The 20569-nt window shown below is 70.4% G+C and carries 21 protein-coding genes; 9 read left to right on the top strand and 12 right to left on the bottom strand.

The annotated features are described in order from the left end of the window. Window positions 1-20: 20 nt before the first annotated feature. The 4 genes from OIE74_RS19730 (at window position 21) to OIE74_RS19715 (ending at window position 2843) form a co-directional block, all read left to right on the top strand. Complete coding sequence (locus OIE74_RS19730) at window positions 21-185, top strand: hypothetical protein (protein ID WP_329385371.1); 165 nt, start codon at window positions 21-23, stop codon at window positions 183-185. Between the two features lie 102 nt (window positions 186-287). Then, window positions 288-581, top strand: coding sequence for a Dabb family protein (locus OIE74_RS19725; protein WP_329385368.1), 294 nt, complete (start codon window positions 288-290; stop codon window positions 579-581). 199 nt (window positions 582-780) lie between these two features. Continuing rightward, entirely contained in the window at window positions 781-1743 is a 963-nt protein-coding gene (locus OIE74_RS19720) for an RNA polymerase sigma factor SigF (RefSeq protein WP_443076163.1), read from the top strand. 221 nt (window positions 1744-1964) lie between these two features. Further along, window positions 1965-2843 (top strand): RNA polymerase sigma factor SigF, encoded by an 879-nt coding sequence (locus OIE74_RS19715; protein WP_329385363.1) that lies wholly within the window; start codon window positions 1965-1967, stop codon window positions 2841-2843. A 222-nt stretch (window positions 2844-3065) separates the two neighbouring features. On the opposite strand, the gene OIE74_RS19710 is transcribed toward OIE74_RS19715, so the two are convergent. Further along, the gene (locus tag OIE74_RS19710; RefSeq protein WP_329385359.1) at window positions 3066-3272 is read right to left on the bottom strand and encodes a hypothetical protein; all 207 of its coding nucleotides are present in this window, start codon (window positions 3270-3272) and stop codon (window positions 3066-3068) included. A 242-nt stretch (window positions 3273-3514) separates the two neighbouring features. On the opposite strand from OIE74_RS19710, the gene OIE74_RS19705 reads away from it, so the two are divergent. The 4 genes from OIE74_RS19705 (at window position 3515) to OIE74_RS19690 (ending at window position 8166) form a co-directional block, all read left to right on the top strand. Beyond that, a complete protein-coding gene (locus OIE74_RS19705) occupies window positions 3515-4069 on the top strand; it encodes a MarR family winged helix-turn-helix transcriptional regulator (RefSeq protein ID WP_329385356.1) in 555 nt (184 codons plus the stop codon). Window positions 4070-4085: 16 nt separating this feature from the next. Continuing rightward, the gene (locus OIE74_RS19700; RefSeq protein WP_329385353.1) at window positions 4086-6623 is read left to right on the top strand and encodes an MFS transporter; all 2538 of its coding nucleotides are present in this window, start codon (window positions 4086-4088) and stop codon (window positions 6621-6623) included. A gap of 234 nt (window positions 6624-6857) precedes the next feature. Further along, window positions 6858-7685: a YceI family protein gene (locus OIE74_RS19695; RefSeq protein WP_329385350.1), complete on the top strand. Its 828-nt coding sequence runs from the start codon at window positions 6858-6860 to the stop codon at window positions 7683-7685. 10 nt (window positions 7686-7695) lie between these two features. Then, window positions 7696-8166, top strand: a complete 471-nt coding sequence (locus OIE74_RS19690) for a PPOX class F420-dependent oxidoreductase (protein ID WP_329385347.1) — start codon at window positions 7696-7698, stop codon at window positions 8164-8166. A 42-nt stretch (window positions 8167-8208) separates the two neighbouring features. On the opposite strand, the gene OIE74_RS19685 is transcribed toward OIE74_RS19690, so the two are convergent. The 8 genes from OIE74_RS19685 to OIE74_RS19650 form a co-directional block, all read right to left on the bottom strand. After that, a complete protein-coding gene (locus OIE74_RS19685; RefSeq protein ID WP_329385346.1) occupies window positions 8209-9012 on the bottom strand; it encodes a TetR/AcrR family transcriptional regulator in 804 nt (267 codons plus the stop codon). A 159-nt stretch (window positions 9013-9171) separates the two neighbouring features. Then, the gene (locus OIE74_RS19680; RefSeq protein ID WP_329385343.1) at window positions 9172-11247 is read right to left on the bottom strand and encodes an ArnT family glycosyltransferase; all 2076 of its coding nucleotides are present in this window, start codon (window positions 11245-11247) and stop codon (window positions 9172-9174) included. Next, window positions 11244-12566, bottom strand: a complete 1323-nt coding sequence (locus OIE74_RS19675) for a glycosyltransferase (RefSeq protein WP_329385341.1) — start codon at window positions 12564-12566, stop codon at window positions 11244-11246. Before OIE74_RS19675 ends, OIE74_RS19680 begins: the two co-directional genes overlap by 4 nt. 26 nt (window positions 12567-12592) lie before the next feature. Next, the gene (locus tag OIE74_RS19670; RefSeq protein ID WP_443076365.1) at window positions 12593-14287 is read right to left on the bottom strand and encodes a HAMP domain-containing sensor histidine kinase; all 1695 of its coding nucleotides are present in this window, start codon (window positions 14285-14287) and stop codon (window positions 12593-12595) included. A gap of 203 nt (window positions 14288-14490) precedes the next feature. Continuing rightward, window positions 14491-15228 carry a response regulator transcription factor gene (locus OIE74_RS19665; protein WP_329385334.1) on the bottom strand — a complete coding sequence of 246 codons (738 nt, stop codon included), beginning with the start codon at window positions 15226-15228 and terminating at the stop codon, window positions 14491-14493. 142 nt (window positions 15229-15370) lie between these two features. Continuing rightward, window positions 15371-15694: a hypothetical protein gene (locus OIE74_RS19660; RefSeq protein WP_329385331.1), complete on the bottom strand. Its 324-nt coding sequence runs from the start codon at window positions 15692-15694 to the stop codon at window positions 15371-15373. A gap of 129 nt (window positions 15695-15823) precedes the next feature. Further along, the gene (locus OIE74_RS19655) at window positions 15824-16735 is read right to left on the bottom strand and encodes an amidohydrolase family protein (RefSeq protein WP_329385328.1); all 912 of its coding nucleotides are present in this window, start codon (window positions 16733-16735) and stop codon (window positions 15824-15826) included. Between the two features lie 42 nt (window positions 16736-16777). After that, complete coding sequence (locus OIE74_RS19650; protein ID WP_329385325.1) at window positions 16778-17656, bottom strand: DUF2797 domain-containing protein; 879 nt, start codon at window positions 17654-17656, stop codon at window positions 16778-16780. Window positions 17657-17828: 172 nt separating this feature from the next. Between OIE74_RS19650 and OIE74_RS19645 the strand changes: the two genes are divergently transcribed. Then, complete coding sequence (locus OIE74_RS19645; protein WP_329385322.1) at window positions 17829-18011, top strand: hypothetical protein; 183 nt, start codon at window positions 17829-17831, stop codon at window positions 18009-18011. Between the two features lie 41 nt (window positions 18012-18052). Here OIE74_RS19645 and OIE74_RS19640 read toward each other — a convergent pair whose 3' ends face one another. From OIE74_RS19640 to OIE74_RS19630, 3 genes are all read right to left on the bottom strand, one after another. Continuing rightward, on the bottom strand, window positions 18053-18664 hold the full coding sequence (locus tag OIE74_RS19640; RefSeq protein ID WP_329385319.1) for a DUF6461 domain-containing protein: 612 nt from the start codon (window positions 18662-18664) through the stop codon (window positions 18053-18055). Between the two features lie 120 nt (window positions 18665-18784). Beyond that, window positions 18785-19348 carry a dihydrofolate reductase family protein gene (locus tag OIE74_RS19635; RefSeq protein WP_329385316.1) on the bottom strand — a complete coding sequence of 188 codons (564 nt, stop codon included), beginning with the start codon at window positions 19346-19348 and terminating at the stop codon, window positions 18785-18787. A gap of 87 nt (window positions 19349-19435) precedes the next feature. Further along, window positions 19436-20539 (bottom strand): glycosyltransferase family 39 protein, encoded by a 1104-nt coding sequence (locus tag OIE74_RS19630; protein WP_329385313.1) that lies wholly within the window; start codon window positions 20537-20539, stop codon window positions 19436-19438. Window positions 20540-20569 lie beyond the last annotated feature (30 nt).

Genomic DNA, 20569 nt, shown 5'->3' with positions numbered 1-20569 from the left:
CAGCAGGGGAGGCAGCGCTGATGGTGCAAACGAAGAAGCTCGCGCTCTATCTGGTCGTTGTCTTCGTGCTGTATACGATCATCACCTCGCCCGAGCGGGCGGCCGATCTGGTCCAGGTCGGCTTCGAAGGCATATCGGACGCGGCCCAGGGTGTCGGTGAGTTCATGACCGAGCTCGTAGAGTAGTCACGGCCGGACGGCGGCCCCGGACGGCAGCTCCTGACGACGGGCCCCGCCCGGACGCCGTGTTCCGCCCGGCCCGCGACGCGCCCTTCTTAGGAGATCCCCTTGATCCGGCACCTGGTCCTCTTCAAACTCAACGAGGGCGTCTCGCGCGACGAACCCCGGGTGATCGCGGGCGCACGCGCCTTCGCGGAGCTCGGCGGCAAGATCCCGGAGCTTGAGTTCTGGGAGTGCGGCTGGAACACCAGCGACCGGCCGGTCGCCCAGGACTTCGCCATCAACGCGGCTGTCGCCGACGCCGGCGCCCTGACCCGGTATCTGGAGCACCCCGACCATCAGGCGGGCGTCGCCCAGTGGCGGGAATTCGCCACCTGGGTGATCGCCGACTACGAGTTCTGACCGGTTCCGACCGGTTTTCCGGCCCTTGACCCTCCTGGCCCCACACCTCACCGGCGTGGGGCTTTTCGAGTTTGAACAGGGGATTCTCCGTCAACACGGAGTTTTCTGGTGCTTGCACACAGTGGGCAAGTCTTGTGATGCTATGACCGCTTTTGACGGATGAGTTGACCGTAGTTGACCGTGAAGGGGTGGCGTGACCGTGCCGGCCAGTACAACGCCTCAAATGCCGCCCCAGATCGAGTCCCGGTCGAACGACGACCGGTCGGACACCCGGGACGACGACGACCGGTCGGACGCCCAGATCGACGCCCGGACCGACGCCCGGAGCAACGATCAGACCGACGCCCCCCTCGTCGAGACCCCGAACGAGAACGAGCCACGGCCCTCCACGCCGGGCACCCGCGGTGCCGACACCAGGGCCCTCACCCAGCTGCTCTTCTCGCAGATCAAGGACCTGGAGCGCGGCAGCCCCGAGCACACCCGCGTACGCAGCGCCCTGATCGAGGCGAATCTGCCCCTCGTGCGCTACGCCGCCGCCCGCTTCCGGAGCCGTAACGAACCGATGGAAGACGTCGTCCAGGTCGGCACGATCGGTCTGATCAACGCGATCGACCGGTTCGACCCGGACCGCGGCGTGCAGTTCCCGACCTTCGCGATGCCGACCGTCGTCGGCGAGATCAAACGCTACTTCCGCGACAACGTGCGGACCGTCCACGTACCGCGCCGGCTGCACGAGCTGTGGGTCCAGGTCACCGGCGCCACCGAGGACCTGACGACGGCTCACGGCCGCTCGCCCACCACCGCCGAGATCGCCGCGCGGCTGAAGATCTCCGAGGAGGAGGTCCTCGCCTGCATCGAGGCGGGCCGGTCGTACCACGCGACGTCCCTGGAGGCGGCCCAGGAGGGCGACGGGCTGCCAGGGTTGCTCGACCGGCTCGGCTACGAGGACCCCGCGCTCGCCGGTGTCGAGCACCGCGATCTGGTCCGGCATCTGCTGGTGCAGCTGCCCGAGCGGGAGCAGCGGATCCTGATGCTGCGCTACTACAACAACCTGACGCAGTCGCAGATCAGCCAGGAACTGGGCGTCTCCCAGATGCATGTGTCAAGGCTCCTGGCGCGAAGCTTCGCGCGTTTGCGATCCGCAAACAGGATCGAGGCATAGCTCTTCCGGGTAATAACCCCGGAGCGTCCCCACCTGCCGCAAATTCGCATACCCCCACATTCCGGTGCAGATATGTCGACTTGGCGCTACAGCGTGTTGACGACATGTGACATTCTGCTGGAACCGCGTTTGCCGCAGTCCCACCGCCGGTATTCAGGTGGAGGCTGCGTTCCTTCGACGGGAGCGGCCACCGCGACCGTCAGCGACCTCAAGGGGGTGGCATGTCCGTAGAACAGGGCAGCTCGAAGGTGCTCACGCTCAACAAGAGCGACCAGGCACCGAACGACGCGCCGGATGCTCTCGACCGCGCGGCCGAACCGCGCGCGTCCCAGCCGGAAGTCATCGACACCCGCACTCTGTCCCGCTCCCTGTTCCTGCGGCTCGCCGTGCTCGCCCAGGACAGCCCGGAGCGGACCTACGTACGTGACACCCTCATCGAGCTGAATCTGCCGCTGGTGCGTTACGCGGCGGCCCGGTTCCGCAGCCGCAACGAGCCGATGGAGGACATCGTCCAGGTCGGCACGATCGGCCTCATCAAGGCGATCGACCGGTTCGACTGCGAACGGGGCGTGGAATTCCCCACGTTCGCGATGCCGACCGTCGTCGGCGAGATCAAGCGCTTCTTCCGCGACACGTCGTGGTCCGTGCGCGTGCCCCGCCGGCTCCAGGAGCTGCGGCTGGCGCTGACGAAGGCCAGCGACGAGCTGGCCCAGAAGCTCGACCGCTCGCCGACCGTTCCCGAACTCGCCGTGGTGCTGGGCGTGTCGGAGGAGGACGTTGTCGACGGCCTCGCGGTCGGGAACGCGTACACGGCCTCCTCGCTGGACTCGCCGTCCCCCGAGGACGACGGCGGCGAGGGATCGCTCGCGGACCGTCTGGGGTACGAGGACACGGCCCTGGAAGGCGTGGAGTACCGCGAGTCGCTGAAGCCGCTGCTGGCCAAACTCCCGCCCCGCGAGCGGCAGATCATCATGCTGCGCTTCTTCGCGAACATGACGCAGTCCCAGATCGGCGAGGAGGTCGGCATCTCGCAGATGCATGTCTCACGGCTGCTGACCCGCACGCTGGCGCAGCTGCGGGAAGGGCTGATCGCGGACTGAGGAGGGACGTCACCGCGAGGACGACGGGCGCGCCGGGCCACGACACGGCCCGCGAGCCACCGCTCGGAGCCGGCAGCGGGTCCGGGTGCGGTCACCGCGGTGGCGCCCCGCAGGGAGCGGAGCGCCACCGTCAGGAGTGAGACCTGGGGCTCAGGTGTGAGACCTGGGGCTTACGCCCGGTGGGCCGGCGATCAGTGGGACTTGGAGCCGGCGGGCTTGCGGTCAGCCGAGCGCGAGCCAGGCGACCGCGCCCAGGATCACGATCGCGGCCACGACGCCGACGATCAGTCCGGTCTTCGATCCGCTCTGCTGTGGCGCCTGTCGGCGCTGCGGCTCACCGTCGTCGACAAAGGCGCGGAACATCTGGGTGCTGCCCGCGGGGTCGGGATTTCCCTCGGGGCCCTGCGGGGCATGGGGGTTGTGTGCCATGAGCCAGGACCCTAGCGAACACCGCACCCGCGCCCAACCCCCGGGGCCGTTTCAAGGCCGTACGGGTCGCGTCAGCCGGTCTCCCGCGCCCCTCCCGGCCCCCTTTACCTCATTGACCCCTGCCATGCCGAGCCTTTTGGGTTCCTTTACTCCTGATGCCCATTTTTAGTTTGCCTTCAGCAACCAAACGCTTCTATGGTTGCCCCAAGCAACAACATGGCCGAGGGGTCTACGGAGGGGTCATGGCCGCCAAGAGCCGGTACGCGGAACTGGCCCACCAACTCAGCGCCATCGGCGCCGTGAAACGGGGACTTTCCCGTGTCCTGCCCCCCGACTGTCCGGGCGGCTCCGCCGCCGTACTGGCCCTGCTGGAGCAGCACGGCGAGATGCGGATGAGCCGCCTCGCCGAATTGCTGGCCGTGGACATGTCCGTGACCAGCAGGCATGTGGCCCACGCGGCCGAGCGCGGCTGGATCGAGCGCGCCCCCGACCTCGCCGACCGGCGGTCCCGCATCCTGCGGCTCACGCCGGCGGGCCGCGAACTGCTCGACGAACTTTCACGGCGCACGACCGAGATGTTCGCCCGCGCTCTTTCCGACTGGACCGACGACGAGGTGGGGCAGCTCAACACTATGCTGGCGCGCCTGCGTGAGAACTTCGGTGATTGCCGGCCCGGCCGTTACGACGACAGCCCCGGCTCCTCTGCCCGTGCCCCCACACCCGCCTCCGGCCCCGCACCCGCACCCGCACCCGCACCCGCACAGCGTGATTCGCCCGCGCGGCAACAACAGACGTGAACGACAAAGGAATTCAATGGCTACGACCACCACATCCACGGGTGTACGGGGCGGCCACCCCAAGCACGGCGGCGGCTCCCCCGCCCCCGCCGCGCCCGGCACACCGATGACTCACCGTCAGATCATGGAGGCGCTCTCCGGGCTGCTGCTCGGCATGTTCGTGGCGATCCTCTCCTCGACGGTCGTCACCAACGCCCTGCCCGAGATCATCTCCGACCTCGGCGGCGGACAGAGCGCGTACACCTGGGTGGTGACCGCCTCGCTGCTGGCGATGACGGCCACCACTCCCCTGTGGGGCAAGCTCGCCGACCTGTTCAGCAAGAAGCTGCTGGTCCAGATAGCACTGACCCTCTATGTGGTCGCCTCGGCTGCGGCCGGACTGTCCCAGAGCGCGGGGACGCTGATCGTCTTCCGCGTCATCCAGGGCATCGGCGTCGGCGGTCTCACCGCCCTGGCGCAGATCATCATGGCCGCGATGATCGCCCCGCGTGAGCGCGGACGCTACAGCGGCTACCTCGGCGCGACCTTCGCCGTCGCCACCGTCGGCGGCCCGCTCATCGGCGGTGTCATCACCGACACGTCCTGGCTCGGCTGGCGCTGGTGCTTCTACGTCGGCGTCCCCTTCGCCGTCATCGCGCTGATCGTGCTGCAGAAGACCCTCAAGCTCCCGGTGGTCAAGCGCAAGGTCAAGATCGACTGGACCGGCGCGTTCCTGATCAGCGCGGCCGTCTCGCTGCTGCTGCTCTGGGTCACCTTCGCCGGTGACAAGTACGACTGGATCTCCGGGCAGACGTACGCGATGCTCGCCGGCACGGTCGTGCTCGGCGCGCTCTTCCTCTACACCGAGTCGCGGGCGAGCGAGCCGATCATCCCGCTGCGCCTCTTCCGCAACCGCACGATCACCCTCGCGTCGCTGGCCTCGCTCTTCGTCGGTATCGCGATGTTCGCCGGCACGGTCTTCTTCAGCCAGTACTTCCAGCTGGCGCGCGACAAGTCACCCACGATGTCCGGGGTGATGACCATCCCGATGATCGGCGGACTCTTCCTCTCCTCGACCGTCTCCGGCCTCGTCATCACCAAGACGGGGCGCTGGAAGGCGTGGCTCGTCAGCGGTGGTGTGCTGGTGACGGCCGGTCTCGGACTGCTGGGCACCATCCGGTACGACACCGAGTACTGGCACATCGCGGCCTTCATGGCGATCATGGGCCTCGGCATCGGCATGATGATGCAGAACCTGGTCCTGTGCACCCAGAACCAGGTCTCCCCCCAGGACTTGGGCGCCGCGAGTTCCGTCGTCACCTTCTTCCGCTCGCTCGGCGGTGCGATCGGCGTCTCGGCGCTGGGCGCGGTGCTGGGCCACCGGGTCACCTCGTACGTCAAGGACGGTCTCGCCGACCTCGGTCCGGACGCGGCGGCCGGTCACGCCGGTACGGGCGGCGGGGGCATCCCGAATCTGGACACGCTGCCCGGTCCGATGCGGACCGTCGTGGAGGCTGCGTACGGACACGGCGTCGCCGACGTCTTCCTCTTCTCGGCTCCGGCCGCGCTGCTCGCCTTCTTCGTCACCCTGTTCATCAAGGAGGTCGCACTGAAGACGCGTGCCGGGAACGACGCTGCGGAGAGCCCGGAGGAGGCGCCGGACGGGTCGGCGGTGCCGATGGACGTGGGCGTGGAGGCACTCGTCACCGTGGAAGCGACGGCTCCGGCTCCCGTGCCGGGCGTGGCGACCGCCGGTGAGGCCGCGGGAAGCGCCCCAGACGGCGCGCAGGGCAGCGCGCAAGGCCCTGGCGGCATCACCGTCCATGGCCTCGTACGCGGCAGCGAGGGCGGCGCCGTGGCGCGGGCCGCGATCACCCTCATCACCCCGGGCGGGCGGCAGTTGGGCCGCGCGGTCGCCGGGGACGACGGCGGATACACAGTGAACGCGCCCGAGGCCGGCTCGTACGTCCTGATCGCCTCGGCCGACGGTTTCCAGCCGCAGGCCGTCACGGTGGCCGTCGGCGCGAAGCCGCTGGCGTACGACATCCTGCTCGCCGGTACGAGCGGGCTCACCGGCTCCGTACGGAGCGAGGAGGGCGATACGCCCGTCGAGGGCGCGATGGTCATCGTGACCGACGTACGCGGCGACGTACTGGCGACCGGAAAGTCCACCGACCAGGGCGAGTTCGCCTTCGGTGAGCTGCTGCCCGGCTCCGTGACCGTGGCCGTGAACGCGACCGGTTTCCGGCCGCTGGCCCTCCCGGTGGAGATCGGCGCCCAGGGCGTGACCCGTGTCGAGGCCGTCCTGCGGGCGGGTGCGCTCGTGCAGGGCACCGTCCGGGCCGGCGCCGACCGGCGTCCGCTGCCCGACGCGCGCGTCACGCTGATCGACGCGGCGGGGAACGTGGTCGCCACGGCGACGACCGGTGACGACGGGGCATACGGTTTCGCGGACCTGGACGCGGGTGAGTACACGGTCATAGCGACCGGTTACCCGCCGGCCGCCGGGACCCTGACCGTGGCCGGAAGCGGAATCGACGGCCATGACATCGAGCTCGCGCACCCCGGAGAATAAGCCGGGGCGAGTGAGCCGGACCGAAGCCCCCGGACGGGGCGCGTCCCTCAGCGGAGGCGCGCCCGGTCCGGTGGAAAGGGGCCCCGGTGAGATGGCGGCAAGCCTGGGGACGGCGTGCCGCCACCACGCCGGGGCCCACCTCCAGCTCCTGTCCGGCGGGTCTTCGCGGATCAGGGCGGGCCCCGGGAGAACCGCACGACCGCGAACGACCGCGAACGAGGAGAGAGAAACGGGATGGGACTTCGCGCACTGGTAAGGACATCGGACGGCTGGGCCGTCCAGCACGCCGTCGTGACCCTGACCGACAGAACCGGAATCCAGGTGGTGCGCGCCGACGCGGACGCCGACGGGGTGGTGGCCGCCGACACGGCGCTGACGCCGGGGCCGTACACCGTGATCGTGACGGCCACCGGCTTCGCGCCCGCCGCCGCGACCGCGTTCGTCACCTCCAGCGGTGTCGCCGACGCCGGGACGGTCGTCCTGACCCGGCAGGCCGGCGTCGACATGCCGCCGCCGGGCCTGTGGAACATCGACCCCGTGCACTCGTCGGTGGCCACGGTCGCCCAGCACCTCGGATTCTCCAGCGTGCGCGGGCGGTTCGGCGACTTCGGCGGGCAGATCAAGGTCTCGGCGGTCCCGGAGCGCTCCCGCGTGGACGCGGTCATCGACGCGGCGAGCATCGACACCGGCAACGGGGTGCGGGACAAGCACCTGAGGTCGCCGGACTTCCTGGACGTGGAGCGGTTCCCGGAGATCACGTACCACAGCACGGGGGTCAGCCAGTCCGGTCCGGACCGCTGGCGGTTACGGGGTGAGCTGGCGCTGCACGGAGTCGTACGGAAGGTGGGGCTGGACCTGTCGTACCTCGGGACCGGGCCCGATCCGTGGGGCGGCGAACGGGCGGCCTTCCACGCGACGACGGAGCTGCGGCGGGAGGACTTCGCCATCAACTACAACCAGATGGTGCAGGCGGGGATCGCGGCGATCGGCACGACGCTGCGGGTGGAACTCGACATTCAGGCAGTGCTGGAGGTTGATCCGCGGGACACGTCCGGGTCGTAGGCTGCGCGCCATGGCACCCAACATCGCGACCAACACCACCGTGGCGCTCGACGAGTTGCTGGAGTTCGTCCGGCCCAGGCACCACGCCATCCTGCTCACCACCCGTTCCGACGGCCGCCCCCAGGGATCACCGCTGACCTGCGGCGTCGACGACTCGGGGCGAATCGTCGTCTCCACCTACCCGGAGCGCGCGAAGACGCGCAACGCGAAGCGTGACCCGCGCGCGAGCGTGATCGTCCTGTCGGACACCTGGGACGGTCCGTGGGTGCAGATCGACGGTACGGCGGAGGTGCTGGACGTCCCGGAGTCGGTGGAGCCGCTGGTCGAGTACTTCCGCAACATCTCGGGGGAGCACCCGGACTGGGACGAGTACCGCGAGGCGATGGTGCGGCAGGGGAAGTCGCTCATCCGCATCACGCCGGAGCGCTGGAGCCCGATCGCCACGGGCGGCTTCCCGGCGCGGCTGGCTCCGCCGGAGTAGCGAGGGCGGGGGGCTTGGCTCAGCCGGGCCGGGGGGCTTCGCTCAACTGCGGGCGCGCATCGCCTCGATGCCCGCGACGAGGACTTCGAGCGCGAACGTGAAGTCCCGTTCGCGCATCTCCTCGACCGTCTCGCCGCCGCGCGCCTCCATCAGCTCCTTGGCCTGGTCGAAACGGCCCCGGTACTCCGGCTGTTCGTGGATCGTCCCCATGGCGTGCCGGTAGTACTGATCCTGCGTCATCCCCGCCTCGGCGCATCTCTGGACGAAGTGGCCCTCGATCGTGCCGAAGCCGTACACGAACTGGAAGACGGCCGACAGCGCGCCCATCTGGCCGTGCGCGGGCAGGCCCGTGCCGCGCATGACCCGCCGCACGGCGGTGGAGAACTCCATCGAGTGCGGGCCGATGTTGAGGAATCTGCCGACGAGCGGCGATACCCAGGGGTGGCGGACGAGCAGGGCCCGGTAGCTGACGGCGAGGGCGCGCAGCTCGCCGCGCCAGTCGGAGCCGGCGCCCGTGCCCAAGTCGGAGGCGGCGCCCGCCGGTTCACGGACGCCGATCTCCGTGTAGACGGAGTCCAGGGCGAGTTCGAGGAGGTCGTCCTTGGTGTCCACGTACCAGTACAGGGACATCGCCGTGACGCCCAGTTCGGCCGCCAGCCGCCGCATGGAGAACTTGGCCGGGCCCTCCGCGTCGAGCATCCGCACCGAGACCGCGGTGATCCGGTCCCTGTCCAGCCCGGTCGGATGGTCGGAACGCTCACTCCTGCGGCCGCGGGCTGCGGGCTTTCCCTCCAGCCATACGCTGGTCCGCAGGGACTGCTTGGCCTTGTCGGCAGCCGACTCCATCGATGAGCCTCCTCGGTTCCTCAGCCCGTTGGCGCGGATCCGATGCTATGCCGCGGATGTCCGGTGAAGGTCCGTCCGTTCGGCACGGCGCAGCACCCGGCGGCGAGCAGACCGCCCGCCGCCGGGTGCGGCAGGAGGAGACTCCCTTACGGCGTGTGGCTACTTTTCGGCCGTCAGGTCGTAGAGGGTCGTGCCACCCACGGTGACCTCCTTGTACGTGGACTGGACCCAGGTGGTGATGCTCGATCCGGTGCCTTCCGCGCCGCCGCGACCGCCGCCGAATCCACCGCCGAATCCGTCGCCGCCGAGGAAGTAGTGGATCTTCCCGTCGGCGACGTACCGCTTGAACTGCTCCAGGGTCGGCGACGGGTCGCTGCCGTTGAAGCCGCCGATCGCCATCACCGGTTCCTCGGCGGCGAGTTGGTTGCTCGCGGCGTTCTGGGAGCCGGTCGTCGCGGCGACCCAGGTGTAGTCGTCGGCGTCCTTCTTCAGCGCGGCGACGACCTCGGAGCTGACGGACTGGCCGTTGAGCAGACCGGCCATACCTCCAGCGCCGCCTCCGCCTCCGCCGGCTGGCGGGGCCTGGCCTGGGGCCTGACCGCCGCCGGGGCGCGGGCCCCGGGCAGCGTCGGCACCGACGTCCATGGGACCGCCATCACCGCGGCCACCGCCACCGCCACCGCTATCACCGCCGAACCCACCGAACCCACCGAACCCGCCGCGTGCCGCGGCCGGGCCCGCCGTGACGATCGACCCCGTGTGCGGGGTGCCAACCGTGGACAGCGTGTACGCGAGCGGTGCCGCGAGCGACGCCGCGACCGCCAACACAACGGCGCACACCGCGAGTCGGGGCGCGACGGTACGGAACCGCCCCTCCCGTCCGAGCCGGCCCACGAATGTCAGGGCGACGGCCGCGCTCAGCCCGCCCACCAGCACGGCCCAGCGCAGCCACGGCACATAGTCCGGCGTACGGCCGAGCAGGACGAACGCCCAGACCGCCGTCCCTGCCACCGTCACACCGAGCGCGGCCGACGCCAGGAACCTGGCGCGCTCCTGCCACAGCACCGTCACGCCCATACCGACCAGGGCGGCGATGTACGGCGCCAGGGCCACCGTGTAGTACTCGTGGAAGATGCCCGCCATGAAGGTGAAGACCCCCGCCGTCATCAGCAGCGCGCCGCCCCAGACGAGGAACGCGGCACGCGCGGTGTCCGTGCGTTCGGCCCGCCGGGTGAGCACCACGCCGACGACGAGCAGGAACAGCGCGGCAGGCAGCAGCCAGGAGATCTGACCGCCGATGCCGTCGCTGAACATCCGGCCGAGCCCGGTCTCACCACCGCGCCACCCGCCCCCGCCGCCTCCGCCGGGGAATCCGCCACCACCGACGCTGCCGGTCTCCTCGCCGTTGATACGGCCAAGACCGTTGTAGCCGAAGGTGAGTTCGAGGAAGGAGTTGTTCTGCGAGCCGCCGATGTACGGGCGGGTGTCGGCCGGCCACAGCTCGACGATCGCGACCCACCATCCGGCGCTGACCACCAACGCCGCCCCGGCGGATGCCAGTTGGCCGATCCTGCGCCGGACGGACGTGGGCGCGCACACCGCGTACACCAGCGCGAGCGGCGGCAGGATCAGGAACGCCTGGAGCGTCTTCGTCAGAAAGGCGAACCCCATCGCGACACCCGCCCACACCAGCCAGCGCGTCCGCGCGCCCTCCAGCGCGCGCAGCACGCAGTAGACGGTGACGGTCATCAGCAACGCCAGCAGCGCGTCGGGGTTGTTGAAGCGGAACATCAGCGCGGCGACAGGGGTGAGCGCGAGCACCGCTGCCGCGAGCAGCCCGGCCGCGGCGCTGAAGCGGCGGCGGACAGCCGCGTACAGGACCGCGATCGTGCCGACCCCCATCAGCGCCTCGGGCACCAGGATCTGCCACGAGCCGAGCCCGAACAGCCGTACGGACAGGGCCATCGGCCACAGCGCGGCCGGGGGCTTGTCGACGGTGATGGAGTTCGCCGCGTCCGACGAGCCGAAGAAGAAAGCCTTCCAGCTCTCGCCGCCGGCCTGAACGGCCGCCGAATAGAAGGAGTTGGCGTAGCCGGAGTCGCCGAGACTCCAGAGGTTGACGAGCAGCGCCGCGAGCAGCAGCGCGAGGAAGGCGGGCCGCACCCAGCGCGCGTCCTCGGGCCTGCCGCGGCGAAGCCGCCGGAGGAGAGTGCCGGTGTGGGGGGTGTGAGTCATCGGTCGTTCCGTTCCTGGGACTTGGGCCGGTCGTCTCCGCCACCGCCGCTGCGGTCGGGGAAGACCCAGGCACGGAAGAGAAGGAAACGCAGCACCGTCGCCGCGAGGTTGGCGCAGATCAGTACGGCGAGTTCGGTGGCATGGGCCGGGTTCCCGGATGCGGCTTCGAGGGCGGCGAGCGAACCGCTGGTCAGCGCGAGCCCGATCGCGAAGACGACGAGGCCCTGCGCCTGGTGTCTCACGGCGCGCCCCCGGCCCCTCACTCCGAACGTCAGCCTGCGGTTGGCCGCGGTGTTCGCGACCGCCGACACCAACAGCGCGGCAGCATTGGCCGCTTGGGACCCGGAGGCCGTACGAAAAAGTGTGTAGAGCAAGAGGTAGAACAGCGTGGACAGGGCACCGACCACGCAGAAGCCGACCAGTTGGCGGGCGAGCCCGCCCGGCACACCGCTGATCGCGCGGTCGCGCGGATCGTCACCGAACGGCCTCGCGAGCCGGTCGAGCGGCAGCGCGCCGACGGCGAGCGCGCGCCCGACCCGCCACACGCCCTTGAGGTCGTCGACCGCCGTACTCACGATGTGCACCCGGCTGTCGGGGTCGTCGACCCAGTCGACCGGCACCTCGTGGATGCGCAGCCCGGACCGTTCGGCGAGCACCAGCATCTCGGTGTCGAAGAACCACCCGCTGTCCTCGACCATCGGCAGCAGCCGCTGGGCGACCTCGCCCCGTATCGCCTTGAAGCCGCACTGCGCGTCGCTGAAGCGCGCGGAGAGCGAGGACTTGAGGATCAGGTTGTACGCGCGCGAGACGAACTCCCGCTTCGGGCCCCGCACGACGCGCGACGAGCGCGCGAGGCGCGAGCCGATCGCCAGGTCCGAGTGGCCCGAGATCAGCGGCGCGACGAGCGGCAGGAGGGCGTTGAGGTCGGTGGACAGGTCGACGTCCATGTAGGCGAGGACGGGGGAGCCGGAGTGCGACCAGACGGTACGCAGCGCGCGTCCGCGTCCCTTCTCCTCCAGCCGGTACGCGGTGACCTCGGCGATCGAGGCCGCGAGACGGGCCGCGACCGCGGGCGTGCGGTCGGTGCTCGCGTTGTCGGCGACGGTGATGCGGAAGCGGTAGGGGAAGGTGCGGGCGAGATGGTCGTGGAGCCGGCGTACGCAGGGCTCCAGGTCCCGCTCCTCGTTGTGGACGGGGATCACGACGTCGAGCACGGGGAGGTCGGGGACGCCGGTGGGGGCGCTCGCGCCGGGCGCTCCGGCCGGGAGATGTTCCCTGGCCAGGAGGCTGCCCCACGGAGTGTCGGTGTCAGTTCGCATGGCACCGACACTCGGCGGTCAGGCTGTCACCGCAGTGTGGTGAGCCTGTGGTGCGGCTGTGAGTTCAGGGGCGGCGGGCGGTCGGCGGGTAGGGCGCGTAGGGCGGGTACGGCGGCCGGGAGCCGGACGGTGAACACGGTGCGGCGGCCGGGCTCGCTCCGTACGGAGACATCGCCGCCGTGCGCGGTGACGACGGCATGGACGATGGCGAGGCCGAGACCGGTGGAGTCGGCGGCGGTGCGTGGGGCGTTGGTCGTCCCTGCGGCGTTCGCCGTGCCTGGTGGGTTCGCCGTGCGGGAGTGGAAGCGGGAGCGGGACGCGTCGCCGCGCGCGAAGCGTTCGAAGACATGCGGGAGGAGAGCGGGCGGGATGCCAGGCCCGTCGTCCGCCACGTCGAGGAGCACATACGGTTCGGGGGTGCCCGTGGTGCGTACGCGGGCCGTGACGGTCGTGCCCGGCGGGGTGTGCTTGCGGGCGTTGGCCAGCAGGTTCACCAGCACCTGATGGAGCCGGGACGCGTCGCCGTACACGTACGCGGGCTCGTCCGGCAGTTCCAGCCGCCAGTGGTGTTCCTGTCCGGCGGCCCGCGCGTCGCTGAGCGCGTCCACGACGAGCGGCGAGAGGTCCATGGTCTCGTACGCGAGCGGGCGTCCCGCGTCGAGCCGCGCCAGCAGCAGCAGATCGTCGACCAGCCCGGACATCCGTTCCGCCTCGGACTCGATCCGGCCGAGCGCGTGCCGGGTGTCGGGGCCGATCATCTCCCGTCCGCGCCGGGTGAGTTCGGCGTAACCGCGGATGGAGGCGAGCGGTGTGCGCAGTTCATGGCTCGCGTCGGCGACGAACCGCCGTACCCGAGTCTCGCTCTCCTGCCGCGCGGCGAGCGCCGAACCGACGTGCCCCAGCATCCGGTTGAACGCGGCGCCGACCTGCCCGACCTCGGTACGCGGGTCGGCCTCGGCGTCCTGAAGGTGCGTCAGAGACGCCACTTCACCGCTGTGCAGGGGGAGTTCGGAGACACGGGTGGCGGTCGTCGCGACGCGCCGCAGCGGTCGCAGCGCCACCCCGACCAGGACCCCGCCCGCGATCCCGGCGGCCGCGAGGGCGGCCACGGTGACGCACACCTCGACCACGATCAGGGTGGCGAGGGTGTCCTGGACGTCGCTGAGCGGGACGCCGACGACGAAGGAGCCGTTGACACCTTCGACGTACTCGGCGCGGTACTCGCCCAGGTCCGCGAGGGTGACGGTGTGCGAATCCCCGTCGCGCGGGACAGCGGCGAGTGCGGCCGTCCGGGAGTCGCCGAGCGCGTGCCCCGTGACCTGCTGGCCCGGCTCGTCGCCGCTGGTCGGGGCGCTGATCAAGCCCCGGCCGACATCGCTGGGACCGGTCCCGGTCAGCTCGACGCCGACCGTGCCGATCGGGGCGCCGCCGCCCGTGATGGTCCTGAGCGGCTCCCTCCCCCCGGCCAGGCTGGGCGGCGGGAAGCCGGCCGGCAGTTCGTCGCGGCTGTGCGGCCCGGCGGCGCGTTCGGCGATCGCGTGGACCTGGGCGTCCAGCTGGTCGTACTGGTACGAACGGAAGGCGATGGTCGTCACCGCGCCGATCACCGCGGCGACGACGGCGATGAGCGAGACGGCGGACACGACGAGGCGGGTGCGCAGGGACCAGCGCCTGGGGCGTGTTTGAGAAGTAGCGTCGTCCGCCCACTGGGCGGGGCCCACGGCGTCTGGTGCGTGCGATCGCAAGGCGGAGGATCATCCCCGTAGATGGACCGGACGTACTTGGATGACTCCGACAACGCGGCGAGCGTGCGTGCCAGGCGTCGTGGGCCAGACGGGACTTCTCAAACACGCCCTGGGCGTGGCTGTGTTCGCCGGTCGCCGGGCAAGCCCTCGTACTCGATCCCTCATCGTCGCCACCTCGGTCACTCCCCCGGCTTGATCAGGTATCCCGCCCCGCGCCGGGTGTGGATCATGGGCGACCGGCCGGCGTCGATCTTCCGGCGCAGATACGAGATGTAGAGCTCCACGACGTTCGCCTGGCCGCCGAAGTCGTACGACCACACGCGGTCGAGGATCTGCGCCTTGCTCAGCACGCGCCGCGGGTTGCGCATCAGGAAGCGCAGCAGCTCGAACTCGGTCGCGGTGAGATGGATGGACTCCCCGCCCCGGCTGACGTCGTGGCTGTCCTCGTCGAGCGTCAAGTCACCTACGACCAGGGCGGATTCGCTGCGTACGGCGGCGGCGCCGGAGCGTCGTATCAGCCCGCGCAGCCGTGCCACGACCTCTTCCAGGCTGAAGGGCTTGGTGACGTAGTCGTCACCGCCCGCGGTGAGCCCGGCGATCCGGTCCTCCACGGCATCCCTGGCGGTGAGGAAGAGGACGGGCACCCTCGGCAGCTCCGCACGCAGCCGCCCGAGGACGGCGATACCGTCCATGTCGGGCAGCATCACGTCCAGCACCACCGCGTCGGGCCGGAACTCCCGCGCCGAACGCAGCGCGCCCGCACCGTCGCCGGCGCTGCGGACGTCCCACCCCTCGTAGCGAAGGGTCATGGACATGAGCTCGGCGAGCGAGGCTTCGTCGTCCACGACAAGGACCCGGACGGGGCTGCCGTCCGGCTTGATCATCTCGGTGCGCCCCCTGGGCGAGGTGACGGTCATGGAACCCACACTGGGGAGTCCGCCTGAGAACGCCCTTGCCGCTTTCTGTGAATTCCCTGAGAACGCGGGCGGGCGCGCGGTGCCCCCGGAGCCGGAAGCTCCGGGGGTCACCGGTCAGTGGGGTAGGCCGGGGGGGGACGCCTCAGTCGCGGTCCTCGCGCTCTTCGCGGTCCTCACGCGCGGCGGCGCGGCGGGCCTCGCGGCGGCCGGCGTAGCGCTCCTTGCGGTTACCGGTCCTGGCCCACTCCTGCCGTTCCTTGATGTGGGAGCGCACTTTGCACCCGGCACAGCAGGGGCGGCTGATCAGCGACATGAGGGTGCACACCCAGCGGCAGCGGGTGTCCGTGTCCTCGCGCGTCGGGCGGGGCGGCAGATCGCAGGGGCCGTGACGGTGGTCGTGAACGGGCAGGGGGTGGTGCTCCGCGTGGCGGACCCACGGCGGTTTGGTCTTGTCCGTGCGGGACATCTCGTTCCTCTCGGAACCCGCCGCCCGTGCTCCCGGAGCCTCCGGGCGGGCGGCTAGGTCGTCCGCTTCACGGCACTCACCTCCTTCATTGTTGTGAACAGCCTTTCAGGATAAGGGGAATGGCGCTCCTCAGGCCAGCCCTTTCAGGTCCAGCCCGAAGAGGCGGACGCCGTTCCCGTAACAGACGGCGCGTGTCCAGTCGTCGCCGAGACCGAGCCTTTCGAGGACCTCCAGCTGGTGGAGATACGGGTACGGGATGTTCGGGAAGTCCGTCCCCAGCAGGATCCGGTGCCCCAGATCCGCGAGCCGCGCCCTGGCGTCCGCCCCCGCCGGGAAGGGCGCGTAGGCCTCGCTGAAGTCGGTGAACGCCATCGTCGTGTCGAGCAGCACCCCGTCGTACCGGTCCGCCAGGTCCAGGAAGTCCGCGTACTCCGGCATCCCCATGTGCGCGACGACCAGCCGCAGTCGTGGATGGCGCGCGAGCAGCCGCCCGACGGGCTCGGGTCCGGTGTACTTGCCGGGCTGCGGGCCCGATCCGCAGTGCATGACGACCGGCACGGCGGCCTCCGCGAGCAACCCCCAGACGCGGTCGAGGAGTTCGTCGTTGGGGTCGTAACCCCCCACCTGGAGATGGGACTTGAAGATCCGCGCGCCGGACTCGACGGCTTCGCGTACGTACGTCTCCACGCCCTCCTCCGGGAAGAGGGTCGCGGTCTGGAGGCAGTCGGGCGTCCGCGCGGCGAATCCGGCGGCCCAGCCGTTGAGCCAGTCGGCCATGCCGGGCTTGTGGGGGTAGAGCATCGAGGTGTACGCGCGGACGCCGAACGCGCGCAGGAGCGCGACGCGCCGGTCCTCCTCGTGCCGGTAGGTGATGGGCCACTCCATGCCGGTGAGGGGGCCGACGCTGTCGAAGTACGCCCACACCTTCCGCAGGACGCGGTCGGGCATGAAGTGCGTGTGTATGTCGACGAGTCCGGGCAGCGAGAGCCGTGCCCGGAACTCCCGCACGGCCTCGATCTCCGCGGCTGCTTGATCATCCATCCCTCCAGCCTCCGGCCCGGAGGGGCGTGCTGTCCAGGGGGGTCAGAAGAGCCCGTCCTGTACGGCGCCGTCCCCCACCTCGCGTACGGGAACGGTCACGCCGGGCCTGTCCGCGCCCGCCGCTCCGGTGAGGTCCCAGCCCCGCAGGAGGCGGGTGTCGAGGACGAGCACCGCGCCGTCCCCGCACTCCAGATGCAGATCGGGCCCGGCGGCGGCGACGAGGCGCCCGGCGACGTGGCCTCCGTCGACCAGTTCGCCGATCACGCCGGTGACGGGCGGGGTTCCGGCGATCCTGAAGACGTCGACGTGATCGACCGGTTCGAGTGCGGCGCGCTCCAACGACTCGGGCCATCCGGTGAGGGCGACGGCCCGCCCGTACAACTCGCCTACTTCCTGGGCGCGTTCGGCTCGGCCGGTGGGCAGTGTGGCGCGTACGGCGCGCTTCGCGGCGTAGGGGACGCGGTCCGGCACACCCAGCGCCGTACGCAGCAGTTCCTCGGTCCGCCGCGCGGCCATCAGCGGCCCGCGCCCGAGCCGGGTGAACACGACGGCCCCCTGTTCGAGCAGCCGCGCGGCCCCGCGCGCCTCGGCGGTGATCCCGACCTTGACCATGCCGGGCCCGAACCACGCCAGGTAGACGGTGTACGGCTGCGGGTCGTCGGCGACGGTGTCGGCGGCCACGGACCGCGACCGGTCGAGCCGCGCGCAGTCGGCGCACTGCCCACCGGTACTCCGCCCGCCCACGACGGCCCCGCGGGGGCAGTCCTGCCCCCGCACCCCGGCACAGCGCCGCACCCCGCCGGCCCGGAACCCGAGCTCCCGCCCGTACACGAGCGCACTGCGCCGCTCCCGCACACCGTCCCGCCACAGGAGCTCACCACCGCCGTCGCTCCACCGCAGCCCCTGGCACCGCCACGCCATACGCGCTCCTCGCTCTGCCAGAACTCCCGAATGCCACTCCCCAGCGTCCACCACATCCACTACCTCCGGTTCCAGTCCCCGAGCAGTGGAGCTTCTGGCGCAGGAGCAACGACTGGTACGACGCGGCGTACCAGGACCCCGCAAACGTTTAAGCTCACCGCAGGGGGCCGCCATGACGGAGCGCGACTGGGACGACGACACGGAGTACCACGAGGCGCTGGCCCGCGCGGAACGAGCGACCCGCTTCGGCTGGACAGCCATGAAGATCCTCGTGGCGCTGCTCGCCATCGCGGTGCTCGCGCCGGGGCTGCTGGTGGTGCTGGGCGGCATCGCGGCCGTCTTCCCCGACTACTGACACTGCCGGCGAAGCCGCCGTACGCGCTCACGCGCACGCGCTCACCGCAGCCACGTGCTGTCCGGACCGCCGAAGAGTTCGCCGGGTGCCGCAAGGAGCACCGTACGGAGCGGCGTTTCGATCCAGACCGGATCGAACGCGAGGCCCGTCGTACGTTCCATGAGCGCCAGCGACTCCGCACAGAGGTGCTCCATGTGAAAGGCGACGTCTTCCGCCCACGCGGGAACCTCCGGCCGGGGGTCCAGCCAGTCCGCGTCCTCCATCTCGAAGGGGTCGAAGACACCGTCCACCCGGCCGTCGACGGCGCGCATCACCTGACTGCGGGCGTTGACGTCGAGGTGGACGCTGAAGAACTCACCACCGTCCGCCGACGCCCGCCGGGCGATCTCCGGAAGGCTGCCGTGGTACCCCCACTCGATGGCGGCGACATGCTCCTTGGCGGTGACCACGCGTAGCAGCTCGTAGTCCTCGTACAGATGATCCGCCTGTTCGTCGGCGGCCTCGGCGAACGTCATGAGCCGCGAATCCCCGGGATCACCACCGAACGCCCGGATCACATCGTCCTCGGACTTCCCGGCGACGACGGAGAAGGTGTACGCCTCCGGCGCGTCCGTATCGGCCCACGCGTACCGAGCAACGAGGTCTTCCCACACCGTGACGTCTCCCTGATCCCTGGTCCCTGGGGGCTGAGCGCTTCCGCCACCGAGGCGGCGCACTCTACGGCCTGCGGCCGGGCGCCCGTCGCGCCGGGCACACCGGCGGCTCCCGGCGGCTCAGGCCCGCGGAATGTCCCGCCCGGTCTGCCGGTACTCGACCAGCAGCACCCGACCGTCCAGCACCCGCTGCCCGACCAGCTCCAGGTCCCCCGCGGCCACGCCCGCGAAGAACGGTTCGCGGCCCGACGTCCCCACGAGCAGCGGGAACGTCATCAGCCGGAGCCGGTCGACGACGCCCGCGTCGAGAAGCTGCCGGGCGACGGAGAGGCTCCCCATGGTGCGCAGCGGTACGTCGCTCCCGGCCTTGAGCCGGCCGATCTCGCCGACGAGGTCGTCACGGCAGACGCGGGTGTTCGGCCAGGAGACCGTCTCCAGCGTGGTTGAGAACACGACCGCGTCCAGCTCGCTCATCCGCTGCCACGACTCGTCACGCGCCTCCTCGGGCAGCCCCGCCAGCGCCTCGTACGTCCGCCGCCCGAAGACGACGAGCTGCGGCTTGGCCGACTCGGTGGTGATCCACTGCTCCAGGTCGGGGCCGAAGTACCCGAAGTACCCGGGCGAGTTCTCCCCGCCGGCCCATCCGTCGACGGAGACGAAGATATCGACAGTCAGTGTCTGCACAGCTACTCCTTCAAGATCCTCGGGGCGGGACGACCCCACCCTGAGGAGACGTCGGAGCCGGACCGGACTTCTCGACAGGCCGCCGAGCTAAGGCGGCCCCGACCCATTGAGCCAGAACGCGCCGTAGAGGGCGGCGACAAGTATCTCCGCCCCCAATACGGCGTAGACAAGAAGGGGTTTGGCCTTGACCATCGCGGCAGCCAGGGGAAGCAGCAACGGGAAAGCCGGCATCAACAGCCTGGGCTTCGAGCCGAAGTAGCCGGAGGCGCCGATCGCCATGGCGACCACAATGCCCGAGTAAATAACCAACTCGTAGGATCGCGACTGCCTGAACACTATTCGATGAACAAAGAAAGCAGCGGCAATCATCGCCACCAGCAACAGCGGCCAGCCAATCCCGACACCCACGCCTGACGCCACGAAGCGCGAGAAGGAGACCCCACCGTCGAACCCGTTGCCCCACTGAGCTTGAACATCGAGGTACCCGAACAGATCCCCCTGCCGAATACCCACCCAGAGAACAAACCCAACAGCCCCCAGCGGCGCGACAACCCCGGCCACGACAACGCGCCACAACTCCGCCCCGCCGACGCCCCGTTCCCTCCTCCACCGCAGGACTTCCCGCACCCCGGCGAAAACAACGGCGGCGGCCACCGCGAGCCCCACCGGCCGAGTCAGCCCCGCAGCACACGCCAGGAGCCCCGCCGACAGCCACCTGCCCCGCATGACCGAGTACAGCGCCCAAGCAGCCAAGGCCACAAACAGCGACTCGCTGTAGGCCATGGACTGCACGATGCTGACAGGAAGAGCGGCCCAGAGACACACCGCGATCAGGGCAGCGGACTTGCTGTAAAGATGCTCGGCGATCAGGTAGATCCCGCACACGGCGAAGACCGAAGCTACGGCGCTGATCACCAGCCCCGCATCCGCGAAGCCCATTCCGAACACCGCCGAAATGCCTTCCTCCAGCCACGGCAGCATAGGAAAGAACGCCGTACTCGACAGCTGCCGCCCATCGGGCGCGACCAACGAGAAGTCATATCCATGCTGGGCGACGCGTTCGTACCAGAGGGAGTCCCACCGCTGCGAGAGCAGTTCCCGCATGCCGGCCCCGGCGGATCGAGACCAAACCCCGAGAACGAGAAGGCAGAAGAGCCGCACAGCGCAGAACAGCGCGACGACGCGCAGCATTTCACGATTGACCGCACCAAAAGCGCGGGC

Origin of the sequence: Streptomyces sp. NBC_01716, assembly GCF_036248275.1 — a bacterium.
Lineage (GTDB): Bacteria > Actinomycetota > Actinomycetes > Streptomycetales > Streptomycetaceae > Streptomyces.
The sequence above is the reverse complement of the archived record's forward strand: the minus strand, read 5'-3'. Positions and strand labels throughout refer to the sequence as shown.